The following is a 14,070-nucleotide window of genomic DNA, read 5'->3' as shown; positions in this document are numbered from 1 at the left end:
CTAATCACTATTATCAAGTAGTAGGGTGAAGAATACCACAAAAAAGAAGCCGAACCTCGGCTTCTTCATCAATCAAATATCACAGTTATCGTCGGTGCACGTCGCACCGTTTGAAAGGACTTGTATTGTCGGGTTATTCTCAGACCAGACTTTTTCGAGCACTTGCGTGAACGCTTCAGTCGGTTGAGCACCAGATACCCCGTATTTGTTGTCGAATACGAAGAACGGCACACCTGTGATTCCAAGATCGCTTGCGCGTTTCTCTTCGGCACGAACATCTTCGGTATACACGTCAGTCGTCAAGACGTCACGGACAGCGTCATGGTCGAGCCCCACGCTTGTCGCGATTTCAAGCAGGACATCGTGGTTCCCGATGTGTTTGGCATCGACAAAGTAAGCCTGAAGCAACGCTTCCGACAATTCTTTTTCTTTCCCGACCGTCTTCGCATAATGCGTCAAACGATGCGAGTCGAGCGTACCGGTGACGACCATGTTCTCAAAGTCGTAATCGAGTCCGACTTCGCGGGCTTGAGCCGCGACTTGTGCCGTCGTGCCTTTTGCTTGCTCAATCGGCATACGATATTTCGTCGCGAGTGCCTCATAAATGGTACGTGAATCGTTCGTCGGCGCGTTCGGGTCGAGCTCGAAACTCTTGAATTCGACTTCTACTTGGTCTGCCTGTGGGAACTGTTCGAGCGCCTCTTCTAGACGACGCTTCCCGATATAACAAAACGGGCAGACATAATCTGACCATACTTCAATTTTCATCATGAATCCCTCCTGTCCTTAGTGTAGGAAATCTTGAATTCAAAGTACAGGAAACGGCTCACAAAAAAAGCCCTCCACGAGGAGGACTTAAAAGACGTACCAGAAGACGCAGACGAAGTGGGCAAAGCTTCCGAACAAAATGAACAAATGGAACACTTCATGGAATCCCCATCCCCGCCAATTGACGAATTTTGGCTTGAACCCGTAGATGAGCCCACCAATCGTATACATGACGCCCCCGAGGACGAGCCAGAAGATGCCGGCGTTACCAATCACGTCATGGAGCGGTCCGATAAAGAAGACGGACAGCCAGCCCATCCCGATGTAGAGCGCGGTCGATAAGAAACGTGGGGCATGGAACCAGACGAGTTTGAAGACGATGCCGAACAAGGCGAGTGCGTGTACGGTACCGAAGAGGACCCAGCGTGTCGGTCCCTCGAGCGCGAGTAGCGTGAGCGGCGCATATGTACCCGCAATCAATGCGTAAATCATCGCATGGTCGATTCTCCGGAAGAAGGCGATGACGTTCGGTGAGGCGATGATGCTATGGTAAAGACCTGACGATAAGTAAAGAAAGACGAGGCTGATCCCGAATAAAATCGCAGCCATAATCGCAAGCGGCGAGCCAAGTAATGAAGCTTTGACGACCATCGCAATCAGCGCAATGAAAGCGAGTACCGCACCAGCGAGATGCGTTAGCGCGTTGATTGGTTCACGGAAAATCGAATTCATGTAAAACACTCCTTATCACATCATGTAGTATCGATAACTACATGATATACTGAAGAGGAACAAACAGCAAGGTGTACCTTTCGACAAATGAGAGTTTTCTTTATACTTGAAGGTGAGGTGAGACGGATGAAAGCGAAAAATATTACCGAAACGGAAGGGACGCTCCCGAGGGACGTATTGCCGACTGTCGATTTATACATGGACCAGGTCATCCAATTGTTCGAGCAGCATTATGGGAAGATGAAGCGGGTCGAGGATGAGACGATTTTGACGAAGACGATGATCAACAACTACGCCAAGGGCAAGTTGTTCCATCCTGTCAAAAATAAAAAGTATACGAACGAACATCTGATGTTACTCAGTTTGATTTATGAGATGAAAGGTCTCCTGTCGATCAATGACATCAAAGAGACGCTCCGACCGTTGAACGAGTCGGACGAGACGTTCTCACTCGAGGATTTTTATGAAGCGTATCAAGCGCAGAAAGTGAAGAATTTAGAAGCGTTTGAAACGCAGGCAGACACGCTTTTGAGCACATCGGTCGAAAAAGAGAATGGTATCCAACGGTCGCTCGCCATTGCGTCTGCCGTACACATGAGCCACTTGTATCAACGATTGGCCGAACAGTTGATTGATGATGAGAAATAAAACAACTCCTCCGAGGGCGAATGCCCCACGGAGGAGTTGTTTTTTAGTTATTGATGTACTTCTCGTATACCGCTCCGAAGTCTTTTCGGTTCCATTCATGATAGTGACGTTGTAGCCAATCGAACGATTGCTCGTTCAATTCCTTGAACGTGTTCGGTACGTTCATGTCGCCTTCGCGGAGCCCGCTCAAAATCGACACCGAGTGTGTGAGCGACGTGTTCGCATACTCCATCATGCGACGACCTTCCCGTTGAATCTCTTCGATCGCGAGAAGTGCCTTATACAAATCTTTCACATGCTCGATTTGCTTTTTGTTGATGTCGATCGAGTACGCTTTGTCGCCGATTGAGAATTTGACTTCGACATCGAGGTCGACCGTACCCGCCGTCTCAAACATGACGTGCTTGATCGGATAATGTGAATACGGATAACGATAGAGGACGCGCTTCGAACTGATGGCGCTCGTTCCATCGAGGTGGATCATCGACAAGTTGGTGAAACAATACTCATCTGATTTCGACTTGATCAAGAAATAAATCTTTTCATTGTCTTCGTGAAGGACGTAATCATCCGCATCCGCCTTATCGAAGTCGGACGGATCGATCACCTCACCGATGTCGCTAAAGCCAGTCAAATCAGAAGCCAGTTTTTTGAACATGTCATTCACTCCTCAATAATGGATTTTATGCATCTCTTTCGGGTCGGAGCCGGTCCGCTCATCACGGTTGAGCGCATCGATCGCCGCCATCTCTTCTTTCGTCAACGTGAAGTCGAATACCTGTATATTCTCTTTAATTCGACTCGGTGTCACCGATTTCGGGATGACGGCGACCCCGTTTTGTAAGTGCCAGCGCAAGATGACTTGAGCCGGTGACTTGCCGTGACGGTTCGCAATCTCGACAATCGTGTCGTCTTCGAGCGCTTCGCGTCCTTTCATGAGTGGACTCCACGCCTGAATTTGAATGTCATATCGTTTGCAGAAAGCAATCAATTCCTTTTGAGACAAATACGGATGGATCTCGACCTGGTTCACGGCCGGGACGATTGAGCACGACTGAATGATTTGTTCTAAGTGCTCGACTTCAAAGTTCGAGACGCCAATTGCACGGACACGTTCTTCTTCGTATAACTGTTCGAGTGCCTTATACGTTTCGACGAACTTCCCGAAACGTGGCATCGGCCAGTGGATGAGGAACAAATCGACATACTCAAGACCGAGTCGGTCGAGACTATCCTGAAACGCTTGGAGCGCCTCATCGAACCCGTGGAACTCATTCCAAAGCTTCGTCGTCACAAACACATCCTCCCGAGGAATGCCTGCTTCACGAAGCGCTTGCCCGACACTTTCTTCGTTTTGATAAATCGCGGCCGTATCAATCAAACGATATTCCGCTTCAAGCGCAGCTTTGACCGTATCGACCGTCACTGCGCCGTCTTCGACCTTATACACACCGAGCCCGAGCATCGGCATCTTGACGTCATTATTTAACGTCGTCCATTCCATAACAAATCCCTCCCTCTCGTCTTTAACGTTACCGAAATTTTGCATGAAGGGAAAGGAAAAACTATAGGCGGATGCTTTCCCCGTGCGACTTGATCACAATTTGGTCACGGTCCAGTTTTGCGGCCGCGACGAGCCGATGATACGGCTCCTCGACTGGCTCATAAGAGAGGACGAACGTGTCCCAATGCATCGGGAAGAAGCGCTTCGCCCCGCTCTCTTTGTACATCATCCAAGCCTGTTCGGGGGTACAGTGCGCCTCTTGGAACGAGTCCGGTTGGTAAGCGCCGATTGGGAAGAACGCGAGGTCAATTGGTTCACGGTCAGCGAGCCCTTTGAAGGAGTCGGTGTACGCCGTGTCTCCCGCAAACAGCATGCGGATCCCTTTGTATTTGAGGAGATAGCCGTTATAGCCCATATGTTTGTCCCATGGGAAACGGTTGCCCCAATGCTTGACGGGGATGGCCCGGACATCGAGTCCGTTCGCCAAAGTCACTTTGTCATGCGGATGCAGTTCGAGCGTTTGCAGGCTCGGGTATCGACGGAGCAGGCGACTCGTCCCTGGAGCGGAGACGACGATCGTCTCGCGGGTGATGAGTCGTTTTAAACTTTTATGGTCAAAGTGGTCCATATGGGCGTGACTGAGCAGGATGACGTCAACCGGTCCGACATCCTCGATGGAGAGAGCGGGGGCCGTGTGACGTTTCATTCCGATTGTCAGCGGTCCTAAATGGACACCGATTCGTTTAGAGAAGACGGGGTCCGTCAAAATTTTGAGTCCATACCAATGGATGAGGACGGTCGAATGGCCAATCCACGTCGCTTGCACATGCGTCTCATCGATGGTTATCAGCTCTGGACGTTCCGGCCATTTAAAACGTGGGCGGGGAAGCCGTCGTTTGAATCGTGTATAAAGAAACGTTCCGACGCTCGCCAAGACGGCACTCGGAACGAGGATGCGTCGACGCATCATGCATCACCTCACTGTTCGAATATACTGTCATCATAACGCGGGAAAGAGTGTATCGCATCCGCCTAAAGGAGTAGAAAAAATGGGAGATTGTGGGGTGCGCTCTTGCGAATCCGCTTTCAATTTGATAAGGTGGCAGTAACTTAGGAAAGAGAGGTACACCGTGCCATGAAAAAAACATGTTCACTCCAACGATGAGACGAATCATCACTGTTCGCTTGAACAGTCACGGGTGAAGTGTGTCCATTTTTCAAGTGCGGGAAGCATCTTCTTTCCTCTTTGAACGGATTCCTTCACACCACCGCACTTTGAGCGGATGGTGTTTTTTGTTTCATCGCGTATCGGAAAAATGAGCGAGGTGAAACAGATGTTAGCTATGAAACAAGTCCGGTTCGATTACGACCGGAAACCATTATTTGAAGCGGTCTCGTTTGAGGTCGTAGCCGGAGAACGCGCTGTGTTATTCGGGCTGAACGGAAGTGGGAAGACGACACTCTTCCGACTCGTAACAGGGGAATTGACGCCACAAGCCGGGGCGATTGAATGTCACGGTGAAGTCGGGCTCGTCCGGCAAACGATCGAATCCGAAGGTATGCCACTACTCGAGTGGGTGATGCGGAGCGATCCTGAACGGTACGCCCTTTATGAAGAGGTGTCGTCTGGTGATGAGATGCGAGTCATGCGTTCCTATGAACGAGCGCTCGCACTCGATGTGTATAACTTGGAGCAAGAGGCGACGCAAGCGTTGACCCGACTCGGGTTGGACGGTCAATTCGACCAAAACATCAACGATTTGAGCGGGGGAGAGAAGACGCGGGCACAGCTCTCGACGTTGACGATGAAGCAGATCGACGTCGTCCTACTCGACGAGCCGACGAACCATCTGGATGTCGAGTCGATTGACTGGCTCACGAAATGGCTGAACCGATTCGAGGGAACGGTGCTGATCATCTCCCACGACCGTCAACTGATGGATGATGTTGCGACGGTCATCCTCGAACTGTCGGATGGGGAAGTCACCAGATATCCGGGAAACTATACGGCGTATCGACGTCAAAAAGAGGATGAACGTCTGCGTGACGAGCGAGCCCATGCCCGCTACGTTAGCCGCAAAACAGAATTGCTCGATATGATTGCCCAATACAAAGGCTGGCACTTGAAGGCGAAAGCGACAGCCAGTGTCCGCAGTCCGGGGGCTCAAAAAGGAGCGGCCAATCTCGCTGTCAAAATGAAGGCGAGGGAACAGAAGTTAAAACAGCTTGAAGACAACCGTCCACGAAAGCCTAAAGAAGAGAAGACCATCTCCGTCCAATTTGCGGCCAATGAGCTCGAAGCGAAGACGTGGCTGACGTGTGAAGAGGTGACGTTTGGATACGACAAGCCGTTCTATGAACCGATTTCCTTCTCGATTCAAAAAGGAGAACGTCTCTCCATCATCGGACCGAACGGAAGCGGAAAGACGACGTTATTGAGTGTGCTGATTGGTGAACGAGCACCGCTTTCTGGTGTGATCAAGCGGCATCCTCGTCTGAAGATCGGGTATTTCTCGCAAACGCTCGAACGTTTACCGAAGACGGGGACATTGCTCGATGCGTTACTCGCCCAGAGTGACATTGGGGAGACGGAGGCTCGGACGCTGCTGGCTCACTTTTTGTTCCGTCGGGATGAGGTGCATCGACCGATCAACGAGGCGAGTATGGGCGAGAAGTGTCGGATTGCCTTCCTGATTCTCTATTTCTCCGATGCGCATCTGTTGGCACTCGACGAACCGACGAACTATTTAGATGTGGCGACACGGGAACAAATCGAGACGGCGTTAGACGTTTACCCGGGTGGATTGCTTCTCATTACTCATGACCGTTATTTCCATCGCTTGACCTCGCGGACGCTCGAGCTCGGTAAAACGATTCGTATTCGTGAGAATATGGAGAACGATGAACCGGTAGATGTCGAGCAGATGATGCAAACGATGGACGAATTGACAAAACACGACTTGAAATTTTTTGATGAGGCAGGAAACCTCCTACCATTTGACGAAACGAGTGGAATGAATCGAATCGAGTAGGAGTGAAGAACATGAATGGAGGAAGATTGTCGCGCGCGACGACACGAAAGCGTAAACGAGTGTTCCGGGTCACGACTGCGGTAGCCTTGGTCCTCGCTTTGGTCGGGATCATCGCGTTCGCGGCACTGATCGACAAAAAAGAAAAGTCTGCTTTACCGAAATCAGATGAGATTGCGACCGAGATGGTCGATTCCGAGTCGGAACAACCGACCGATACCGAAACCGAGTCTGCCGATACAATCTATATCGGGCAACCGTATACGAAAGTCTATGCAGATGACCGTGTCGCAGTCGTCTATGAGGCCGACCTCGGTGATCGTTTCGAACGTTTGGAGACGGTCAGTGGCTTCGTGAAAGTACAGTTGAATGAGCGCATGACGGGGTGGGTCACGGAAGAGAGTGTGACGACAGAAGCTCCGGCCTTGTCGGATGATGACGTGATCGCCGCATGGCAACAAGTCGTCCCGAGCGCTTCGGAGACCGTCCTTGATTGGATCGGCAAAGATGTGGCGACCGTACGCGCCGAACTCGGTAGCCCGACTGCCGTTCAGCGTGACCAAGTGAACGAATATCATTTCTATGATGGATTCTTCTTGATGGTACGGGACCAAAAAGTGCGTGCCGTCGATTGGGACCGTCAGGCAGTCGTGACGCCTGACGTGACACCGACGAACGAACAAACAACTGGGATTTGGTACGAAGGGGAGACGGTTCAATTGAAGCTGTTCCCATACAGCGGTGTGATGCGCGTGCGTCTCGAGCACAAGTGAGACAAGACGGGAGAGGAATCTCCCGTTTTCTTATGTTTTTCATTCAAATTAACGTTTGAATGTTATGGGGAAATGGAATAAGATAAGAAGGAGAAGGAGGCGTCAGTTATGGGACATCATCATGATCACGACCATCACCATCACCATCATCATTCCACGAATCAGCGTGCGCTGTTCCTCGCTTTTCTGTTGATTGCGACGTTCATGGTCGTAGAGTTTATCGGCGGACTATGGACGAACAGTTTGGCACTTTTATCCGATGCGGGGCATATGCTCGGGGATGCGGCGGCTTTAGGACTCAGTTTCCTAGCTGTCCGATTCGGGGCGAAGGCGGCGACACCGAACCGGACGTTTGGATATCGACGCTTTGAAATTTTAGCGGCATTCATTAACGGGCTGACCTTACTCGTCATCTCGATCTATATCTTAATTGAGGCATATCAGCGCTTGAGTGCCCCACCGGAAATTTTGAGTGGGGGAATGCTCGTGGTCGCCATCATCGGACTACTCGTCAATATCCTCGCCGCTTGGATTTTGATGCGCGGAGAAAAAGATAATTTGAATGTGAAGAGTGCGTTGCTTCACGTGTTCGGAGACTTACTCGGATCGGTCGGTGCCATCACGGCAGCACTCTTAATCATGTTGTTCGGATGGACGTGGGCGGACCCGGTCGCGAGTGCGTTTGTTGCTATCCTCATCTTGATTAGCGGCTATCGCGTGACGCGCGATGCGATTCATATTTTGATGGAAGGGTCACCGGAACAAATCGATGTCCGGGCGATGCAAGCCGAGATTGCCACAGTCGAAGGGGTGAAAGAAGTACACGACCTGCATGTCTGGTCAATCTCATCGAGTGAGCATGCGGCGACGTGCCATGTGTTGATTGGAGAAGACACGGACGACCAGGCCGTGTTACGTCAAGTGACGGAACGGATTCGTAAATATGGGACGTTCGAGCGCTCGACGGTACAGGTCGAACGTGAGCGACAATGTTGCGAGGAACGAATCATTTGGTAAAAAAAGTGGTGTCAGTTTTCACTGACACCACTTTCTTATGGTTTCAAGACCACCTTAACGCAGTCATCTAAATGTTCGTTAAATAAGTGATAGGCGTTAGCGGCTTCCTCAAGGGAGAGGCGATGCGTAATGATGTCGGTCGGATCGAACTTTTTATCCACAATCATCTGAAACAGCTCGGGCATGTAGTGAATCACAGGTGCTTGACCAGTTTTTAAAGTGACGTTACGAGTGAAAAAGTCCCCCATCGGAAATTGGTTATAATTCATTGGGTAAACGCCCGTGAGTTGGACGACCCCGAATTTACGAACAGCTTCTTTCGCTACTTTGATTGCGCTAAGTGTTCCACCTTGAATCATAAGTTTCTGTTCTATTTTTTCAATAGGAGATTTTTTTCCGTCAATTCCCACACAGTCGACGACTACATCTGCTCCGCCACCAGTTATTTCATAAATATATTTCCCTGTTTCCGTCGGGTCTTTTAAGAGAACTGTTTCGACTTTGTTTGAGAGTTTGGCCCGATTTAATCGATAAAGTTCAGGGTCCACAGCAATAACCCGCTTGGCACCACGTACCCAGGCCAATTTTTGTGTCATTAACCCGACAGGACCGGAACCAAGGACGACCACAGTGTCACCTGCTTTCATACCGGCATTATCTAGACTCCACCAAGCGGTAGGAATTACGTCAGATAAAAAGAGAAGCGCTTCATCTTCAAGTTCACACGATTCAGGAATAACAAGTGGCATAAAATTGCCGTAAGGAACCTTTAAAAATTCTGCTTGTCCGCCAGGGTGATCACCGAATTGCTCAGTATATCCGAACAGGCCACCAGCATCTGTATGTGGAGCGTGATTAGAATTATCACACTGGCTCTCCATCTCATTCGTACAATAAAAACAGTGACCACAAGATACGTTAAATGGAAGTACGACTCGATCGCCTTTTTTGACCTTTGTTACACCAGGTCCGGTTTCTTCGACAATCCCCATCGGTTCATGACCTATGATGAATCCATGGCGAGTAGGCATATTCCCTTGGTAGATATGAAGGTCTGATCCACAAATAGCCGTAGAAGTAATCTTTACAATAATTTCTTCACGGTTTTCGATCTCAGGATCTTTCACATCTTTTACTTGAATCTTCTTAGCTCCTTGATATGTTACGGCGCGCATATTTAACATCTCCTTCTTTTACAAAGACGGGTTGATGACAACAAAGTTTCTTTACCCTTCTTTAAAAAAAGTGAAGCAATATACAAAAAATCAAGGAATTATTTTTTTCCGTGCACATCAATCACCACAATCTCTGGTGGATTGAAAATGCGCGGTACGTTGAAACTATAATTGAATCCCCGTCCGATTACGTGGGTGAACGACTCGTGTTCATAAAGACCGCCTGCATATTTCGGGAAAAATCCTTGGTCAGGGGCGAATAAACCGTTCAATAAATATGGGATCCTCACTTGTCCGCCGTGGGCATGACCGGACAAGACGAGGTCGAAAGGTAAGTCGGCATACGTGTCAACTTCCTCGGCGCGGTGGGAAAGTAATAAGTTAAACGTCTCGTCCGGATCCACGTCTTGCATTGCCGTCGCGACGTCAGTTTCCCAACTCCCATAAATATTTTCGTTATATGTTCGTAACGGATCTTCTAATCCACCGATGACGAGATTGACCCCATTGACGGTGATCGGCTCCCATTCGTTTTCGAGAACGGTCACCCCGTGAGAACGAAATACATTCTTGGCATCATGACGAATGTAGTCGGCGGAGTCATCAATCTCATGATTCCCAGTTACGAAATACATCGGCGCAATGCCTGCGAGTCCCTCGACGAGCTCGAAAGCAGGTTCAGGAGAACGATAGCGGTCGAGCAAGTCCCCCGGCAGGGCGATCAGATCCGGCTTTTGGGCCCGGACTTGATCGATTAAAATCGATTGCTTATAACCGTACGAGGCGCTATGTAAGTCAGAGAGAAGCACGATGCGAAGCGATTCATCCGCTGACAGCTTGTCAGACGGCACGTCGTACGTCTGAACGGTCAGCGCATTATACGTCGCCGTGAACAGCAAGATACCGAGCGCGACAAACACGAACGTCGATTTATGTTTCTTCATCACGGCTCCCTCCCTTCATTGTGCCTCTATCTTACCCCGACACGTAGGGGGAAGCAAAAAAAATCCCGCTCCTACGAGCGGGATGGATGATTATGCTGCTTTGGCTGTCAATTTCACATCGACATTGCCGCGCGTCGCTTTTGAATAAGGGCACACTTGGTGTGCTTCTTCAACGAGGCGTTCTGCTGTCGCTTGGTCGACACCTTTGATTTCGACTTCAAGCTCGACTGAAATGAAGAACCCTTCATCGTTTTGGTTCAATGTGACATGACCTGTGACGCTCGATCCGTCTGTCTTCACACGTTCTTTTCCGATGATGAGGTTGAGGGCACTACCGAAGCAAGCCGCATATCCCGCTGCGAAAAGTTGTTCCGGGTTTGTCGCACCGTCGACGTGTTTCGCGCCTGGCATTGAGACGTCCATGTCGATGACGCCGTCTGTTGATTTCACATGACCTTCGCGGCCACCGATTGCAGTTGCTGATGCTGTGAATAGTGATTTCATGATTCAATTCCTCCATTTCATTTTAAACAATTAAGTTGTGCACAATTTAAATTATAGAGCAGTCAAAAAGTTTCGCAAGTGATATGCTTGGCTAAAGAAGAGTACGGAGGATTACGTATGGAACAAACATTAAAACTTGAACACCAAATATGCTTTCAATTGTATACCGCTTCAAAAGAGCTTACCCGTTTATATCGCCCAATTTTAGAACCGCTAAACCTGACATATAGTCAGTATCTGGTCATGCTCGTCTTATGGGAAGAGGATGGCATCGATTTGCGTCAGCTCGGAATGAGGCTGACACTCGACTCGGGCACATTGTCCCCGCTCGTGAAACGATTGATTCAAATCGGGTATGTCGAAAAGAGTAGGGCGACAGACGATGAGCGTAAAATCGTCGTCCGTTTGACCGATCGTGGTAGCGCATTGCGTGAGCAGGCAGCCGATGTGCCGTTACAAGTCAGTGGTATGCTAAATATAGACGAAGCGACATATGTCGCATACATGGGGATGCTCACCGATATCAAAGAGAGACTTCATGATTTCGGAGAGCGTCAGCGCGAGCAGTAAGGAAGGAGGAGCCATGTTTCGAAAATTGATCATCCTCTTGATGGGGATTGGATTGTATATGGCTTGGCAATATGAAATGCCGAACGTCTCTGCCCCGACGAGCATTCAAGTGGAGTCTGAGGTGGCGACGGAACGTGCGACGGATGCACCGAAGTTTACGAGCCAATATGCCGGGCATGATTGGTACCTTGTCGAACGTGGCGGAGATCGTGGCCTTGAACTCATTGACGAGGACGGCGCCAAAAAAGGATTTTATCAGTTCGAGACCGAAAGCACGTATCGCGGTCTCGTGCTCGATGAGACGACACGTGACCAAGTCGAGGAGATCGGCTTTGAGAAAGTGACGTCTTACAACAAAGGATTGAATCGCTACCTGATCCCGGACGATCCATCCTTTTCGGTGTTTGCGATTGATGGACAATATGTCACGCTCTTCTTCGACCAACATGACGACGACCGTTTGAAAGGGGTCTTGTCGGTTGATCGCCGTGTGGAAGAGGCGAGTGACGGTTACTACGGTGACATTTCCGCGGAAGGGACCGTCGCAAACGAACAGTTGATGCGGATCTTGATGAACTGGGACCGTGAAAAATATGACTTGAGTGCGCTCGCCGACTACGAGCCACTCTATCCGGTCGTTCGGGCGCACAGTCAGAACATGGCGGAGAACGACTTCTTCAGTCACACAGACCCGGAAGGACGTGACCCGTTCGACCGAATGGATGAAGCGGGACTGTCGTACTCGATGGCCGGAGAGAATTTGGCCATGGGACAGATGAGCGTCTTCCATGCGCATTGGGGGCTGATGAATTCGAAGGGGCATCGTGAGAACATCATGCAACCTCGATTCAGTCATGCTGCCGTCGGACTCGCCTATAATGATGAGAACAGTCCGTTCTACACGATTAATTTCATTACACCACGTTAAAAGGATGACTCCTTCCCGGAGCCATCCTTTTTGTGTTAGATGAGTTTTTTAACCGCATCCTCAATCTCAGCCGGTGTGGTCTGTGGCGAGAAGCGTTCGACGACGTTTCCGTCACGGTCGACTAAGAACTTTGTGAAGTTCCATTTGATCGCCTTCGATCCGAGCAGTCCAGGTGCTTCTTTTGAGAGATACGTGAAGAGTGGGTGCGCGTCTTTTCCGTTCACATCGACTTTCGCAAACATCGGGAACGATACGCCATAGTTGAGCTGGCAAAACTCCTGGATCTCTTCATTTGAGCCCGGGTCTTGATGTCCGAACTGGTTGCATGGGAAACCTAGAATCTGAAGGCCTTGCCCCTTGTATGAGTTGTATAGTGACTCGAGACCTTCGAATTGTGGTGTGAATCCACACTTACTCGCTGTATTGACGATGAGTAAGACGTCGCCCTTATATGTAGCTAACGGTTGTAGCTGTCCTTTCATGTCCAATGCCTCAAAATCATAGATCATGTTTATTCCCCCTTTTTCTTTAGTATACCAAGAGAGTAACGAGGTCACGACTTTGAACGCGTCGCGTGCAATCAAATTGTTATGAAATCATGATGTCGCTGTTACATATTTCGTGATGTACAATCCGTATAATGAAACTCGTTGTAGAAAGGAACGGTGTTATGCGACTTTTAAAAAATGAATTTATATGGATAGCGCTTATTTTGATTGGATTATTCTTCTCGAGTGCGACACCTTACTCAGATCAGTCAATCGTTTCGCCACTCGAGCGATTCGATTGGAGCTGGATCGAGCCGACGTTAGCGAACGTCGAGTTTGACTATGCAGGCAAAGAAGTGTCACTCGACACGTTAGGGACAGTCGGTCTCATCGAGTTCCTCATGCGAAAAGCAGCTCATTTCGTCACATTCTTCGCCCTCGGCGCCTTGTTCGTCAAAGCGATTTCGAGAACGAACCTTCATGCCGGGCTGATCCTTTTGTTCGCTTGGACGCTCGCCAATACGGTCGCCATCTTTGATGAGTATCATCAGAGTTTGACACCGGAGCGGACGCCGTTGTTGCAAGATGTCCTATTGGACAGTAGTGGGGCGATTGCTGGAGTCGTGCTCATCGGTGGCTTCTTATTACTTCGTTCAAAACGAAAACGAGGGAAACGAGCCGGATATGTGGCATTAAGGTAGTCAAAAAATGATATAGGTTGTTATGTGAAAAGCGCTTTCTTCAAGTGCTTTTTTTATGTTGAAAACTATTTTGTGACAACAAACCAAATAAAATATTCTCTATACCCACGTTTTTTAAAGGATAAAACCTAAATCAGGTCAATGTCATACGAATGAAATATAAGTGTAAAATAACTTTTGGTTTAGATTGCTATAATGAGTCACAGAGCGAATGAAATTTCGCAACTCGTCTTATAGAAAATACTTGAACGACTATAGATAAAAAATACACGGGAATCAGCGGAGGGAA

16 protein-coding genes are annotated in these 14,070 nt (G+C 49.1%); 7 read left to right on the top strand and 9 right to left on the bottom strand.

The features are described 5' to 3' along the window. Window positions 1-72 precede the first annotated feature (72 nt). Together PQI28_RS02700 and trhA are read right to left on the bottom strand one after the other, a co-directional pair. The gene (locus PQI28_RS02700; RefSeq protein WP_214697332.1) at window positions 73-768 is read right to left on the bottom strand and encodes a DsbA family oxidoreductase; all 696 of its coding nucleotides are present in this window, start codon (window positions 766-768) and stop codon (window positions 73-75) included. Window positions 769-855: 87 nt separating this feature from the next. Further along, complete coding sequence (trhA, locus tag PQI28_RS02695; protein WP_074032708.1) at window positions 856-1,500, bottom strand: PAQR family membrane homeostasis protein TrhA; 645 nt, start codon at window positions 1,498-1,500, stop codon at window positions 856-858. A 126-nt stretch (window positions 1,501-1,626) separates the two neighbouring features. Here trhA and PQI28_RS02690 point away from each other — a divergent pair, with 126 nt between their 5' ends. Next, window positions 1,627-2,148: a DUF1836 domain-containing protein gene (locus PQI28_RS02690; protein ID WP_339962474.1), complete on the top strand. Its 522-nt coding sequence runs from the start codon at window positions 1,627-1,629 to the stop codon at window positions 2,146-2,148. A gap of 43 nt (window positions 2,149-2,191) precedes the next feature. On the opposite strand, the gene PQI28_RS02685 is transcribed toward PQI28_RS02690, so the two are convergent. From PQI28_RS02685 to PQI28_RS02675, 3 genes are all read right to left on the bottom strand, one after another. After that, window positions 2,192-2,806, bottom strand: coding sequence for a PH domain-containing protein (locus PQI28_RS02685; protein ID WP_214747806.1), 615 nt, complete (start codon window positions 2,804-2,806; stop codon window positions 2,192-2,194). Between the two features lie 12 nt (window positions 2,807-2,818). Then, window positions 2,819-3,652: an aldo/keto reductase gene (locus PQI28_RS02680; RefSeq protein WP_339962473.1), complete on the bottom strand. Its 834-nt coding sequence runs from the start codon at window positions 3,650-3,652 to the stop codon at window positions 2,819-2,821. 61 nt (window positions 3,653-3,713) lie between these two features. Next, complete coding sequence (locus tag PQI28_RS02675; RefSeq protein ID WP_339962472.1) at window positions 3,714-4,619, bottom strand: MBL fold metallo-hydrolase; 906 nt, start codon at window positions 4,617-4,619, stop codon at window positions 3,714-3,716. Between the two features lie 367 nt (window positions 4,620-4,986). Between PQI28_RS02675 and abc-f the strand changes: the two genes are divergently transcribed. From abc-f to PQI28_RS02660, 3 genes are all read left to right on the top strand, one after another. Then, window positions 4,987-6,684: a ribosomal protection-like ABC-F family protein gene (abc-f, locus tag PQI28_RS02670; RefSeq protein WP_339962471.1), complete on the top strand. Its 1,698-nt coding sequence runs from the start codon at window positions 4,987-4,989 to the stop codon at window positions 6,682-6,684. An 11-nt stretch (window positions 6,685-6,695) separates the two neighbouring features. Then, window positions 6,696-7,454 carry a hypothetical protein gene (locus PQI28_RS02665; RefSeq protein WP_339962470.1) on the top strand — a complete coding sequence of 253 codons (759 nt, stop codon included), beginning with the start codon at window positions 6,696-6,698 and terminating at the stop codon, window positions 7,452-7,454. Window positions 7,455-7,562: 108 nt separating this feature from the next. Beyond that, window positions 7,563-8,471 (top strand): cation diffusion facilitator family transporter, encoded by a 909-nt coding sequence (locus PQI28_RS02660; RefSeq protein ID WP_339962468.1) that lies wholly within the window; start codon window positions 7,563-7,565, stop codon window positions 8,469-8,471. Window positions 8,472-8,506: 35 nt separating this feature from the next. Here the strand turns inward: PQI28_RS02660 and PQI28_RS02655 are convergent, their stop codons facing one another. The 3 genes from PQI28_RS02655 to PQI28_RS02645 all read right to left on the bottom strand — a co-directional run bounded on the left by PQI28_RS02655 (window position 8,507) and on the right by PQI28_RS02645 (window position 11,094). Beyond that, the gene (locus PQI28_RS02655) at window positions 8,507-9,646 is read right to left on the bottom strand and encodes an alcohol dehydrogenase catalytic domain-containing protein (protein WP_339962467.1); all 1,140 of its coding nucleotides are present in this window, start codon (window positions 9,644-9,646) and stop codon (window positions 8,507-8,509) included. Window positions 9,647-9,744: 98 nt separating this feature from the next. Next, window positions 9,745-10,590: a metallophosphoesterase gene (locus PQI28_RS02650; RefSeq protein WP_339962466.1), complete on the bottom strand. Its 846-nt coding sequence runs from the start codon at window positions 10,588-10,590 to the stop codon at window positions 9,745-9,747. A 90-nt stretch (window positions 10,591-10,680) separates the two neighbouring features. Then, on the bottom strand, window positions 10,681-11,094 hold the full coding sequence (locus PQI28_RS02645; RefSeq protein ID WP_074032719.1) for an organic hydroperoxide resistance protein: 414 nt from the start codon (window positions 11,092-11,094) through the stop codon (window positions 10,681-10,683). A gap of 117 nt (window positions 11,095-11,211) precedes the next feature. On the opposite strand from PQI28_RS02645, the gene PQI28_RS02640 reads away from it, so the two are divergent. Both PQI28_RS02640 and PQI28_RS02635 read left to right on the top strand, forming a co-directional pair. Beyond that, window positions 11,212-11,664: a MarR family winged helix-turn-helix transcriptional regulator gene (locus tag PQI28_RS02640; RefSeq protein WP_339962465.1), complete on the top strand. Its 453-nt coding sequence runs from the start codon at window positions 11,212-11,214 to the stop codon at window positions 11,662-11,664. Between the two features lie 13 nt (window positions 11,665-11,677). After that, on the top strand, window positions 11,678-12,592 hold the full coding sequence (locus PQI28_RS02635) for a CAP domain-containing protein (RefSeq protein WP_224860315.1): 915 nt from the start codon (window positions 11,678-11,680) through the stop codon (window positions 12,590-12,592). Window positions 12,593-12,627: 35 nt separating this feature from the next. On the opposite strand, the gene PQI28_RS02630 is transcribed toward PQI28_RS02635, so the two are convergent. Further along, on the bottom strand, window positions 12,628-13,101 hold the full coding sequence (locus PQI28_RS02630) for a glutathione peroxidase (protein WP_339962464.1): 474 nt from the start codon (window positions 13,099-13,101) through the stop codon (window positions 12,628-12,630). Between the two features lie 161 nt (window positions 13,102-13,262). On the opposite strand from PQI28_RS02630, the gene PQI28_RS02625 reads away from it, so the two are divergent. Further along, on the top strand, window positions 13,263-13,781 hold the full coding sequence (locus tag PQI28_RS02625; RefSeq protein ID WP_339962463.1) for a VanZ family protein: 519 nt from the start codon (window positions 13,263-13,265) through the stop codon (window positions 13,779-13,781). The last annotated feature ends 289 nt before the right edge of the window (window positions 13,782-14,070 follow it).

The organism is Exiguobacterium sp. USCH10 (genome assembly GCF_037619445.1).
In the GTDB taxonomy this organism is placed as follows: Bacteria; Bacillota; Bacilli; order Exiguobacteriales; family Exiguobacteriaceae; genus Exiguobacterium; species Exiguobacterium aestuarii_A.
The sequence above is the reverse complement of the archived record's forward strand: the minus strand, read 5'-3'. Positions and strand labels throughout refer to the sequence as shown.

Excerpts from the sequence above, each read along its gene's own strand:
- PQI28_RS02660 (WP_339962468.1), top strand. The coding sequence starts at position 7,563 with ATGGGACATCATCATGATCACGACCATCACCATCACCATCATCATTCC.
- PQI28_RS02675 (WP_339962472.1), bottom strand. The coding sequence starts at position 4,619 with ATGCGTCGACGCATCCTCGTTCCGAGTGCCGTCTTGGCGAGCGTCGGA.
- PQI28_RS02640 (WP_339962465.1), top strand. The coding sequence starts at position 11,212 with ATGGAACAAACATTAAAACTTGAACACCAAATATGCTTTCAATTGTAT.
- PQI28_RS02635 (WP_224860315.1), top strand. The coding sequence starts at position 11,678 with ATGTTTCGAAAATTGATCATCCTCTTGATGGGGATTGGATTGTATATG.
- PQI28_RS02680 (WP_339962473.1), bottom strand. The coding sequence starts at position 3,652 with ATGGAATGGACGACGTTAAATAATGACGTCAAGATGCCGATGCTCGGG.
- PQI28_RS02630 (WP_339962464.1), bottom strand. The coding sequence starts at position 13,101 with ATGATCTATGATTTTGAGGCATTGGACATGAAAGGACAGCTACAACCG.
- PQI28_RS02685 (WP_214747806.1), bottom strand. The coding sequence starts at position 2,806 with ATGTTCAAAAAACTGGCTTCTGATTTGACTGGCTTTAGCGACATCGGT.
- PQI28_RS02655 (WP_339962467.1), bottom strand. The coding sequence starts at position 9,646 with ATGCGCGCCGTAACATATCAAGGAGCTAAGAAGATTCAAGTAAAAGAT.
- PQI28_RS02665 (WP_339962470.1), top strand. The coding sequence starts at position 6,696 with ATGAATGGAGGAAGATTGTCGCGCGCGACGACACGAAAGCGTAAACGA.
- PQI28_RS02625 (WP_339962463.1), top strand. The coding sequence starts at position 13,263 with ATGCGACTTTTAAAAAATGAATTTATATGGATAGCGCTTATTTTGATT.
- PQI28_RS02645 (WP_074032719.1), bottom strand. The coding sequence starts at position 11,094 with ATGAAATCACTATTCACAGCATCAGCAACTGCAATCGGTGGCCGCGAA.
- trhA (WP_074032708.1), bottom strand. The coding sequence starts at position 1,500 with ATGAATTCGATTTTCCGTGAACCAATCAACGCGCTAACGCATCTCGCT.
- PQI28_RS02690 (WP_339962474.1), top strand. The coding sequence starts at position 1,627 with ATGAAAGCGAAAAATATTACCGAAACGGAAGGGACGCTCCCGAGGGAC.
- PQI28_RS02650 (WP_339962466.1), bottom strand. The coding sequence starts at position 10,590 with ATGAAGAAACATAAATCGACGTTCGTGTTTGTCGCGCTCGGTATCTTG.
- abc-f (WP_339962471.1), top strand. The coding sequence starts at position 4,987 with ATGTTAGCTATGAAACAAGTCCGGTTCGATTACGACCGGAAACCATTA.
- PQI28_RS02700 (WP_214697332.1), bottom strand. The coding sequence starts at position 768 with ATGAAAATTGAAGTATGGTCAGATTATGTCTGCCCGTTTTGTTATATC.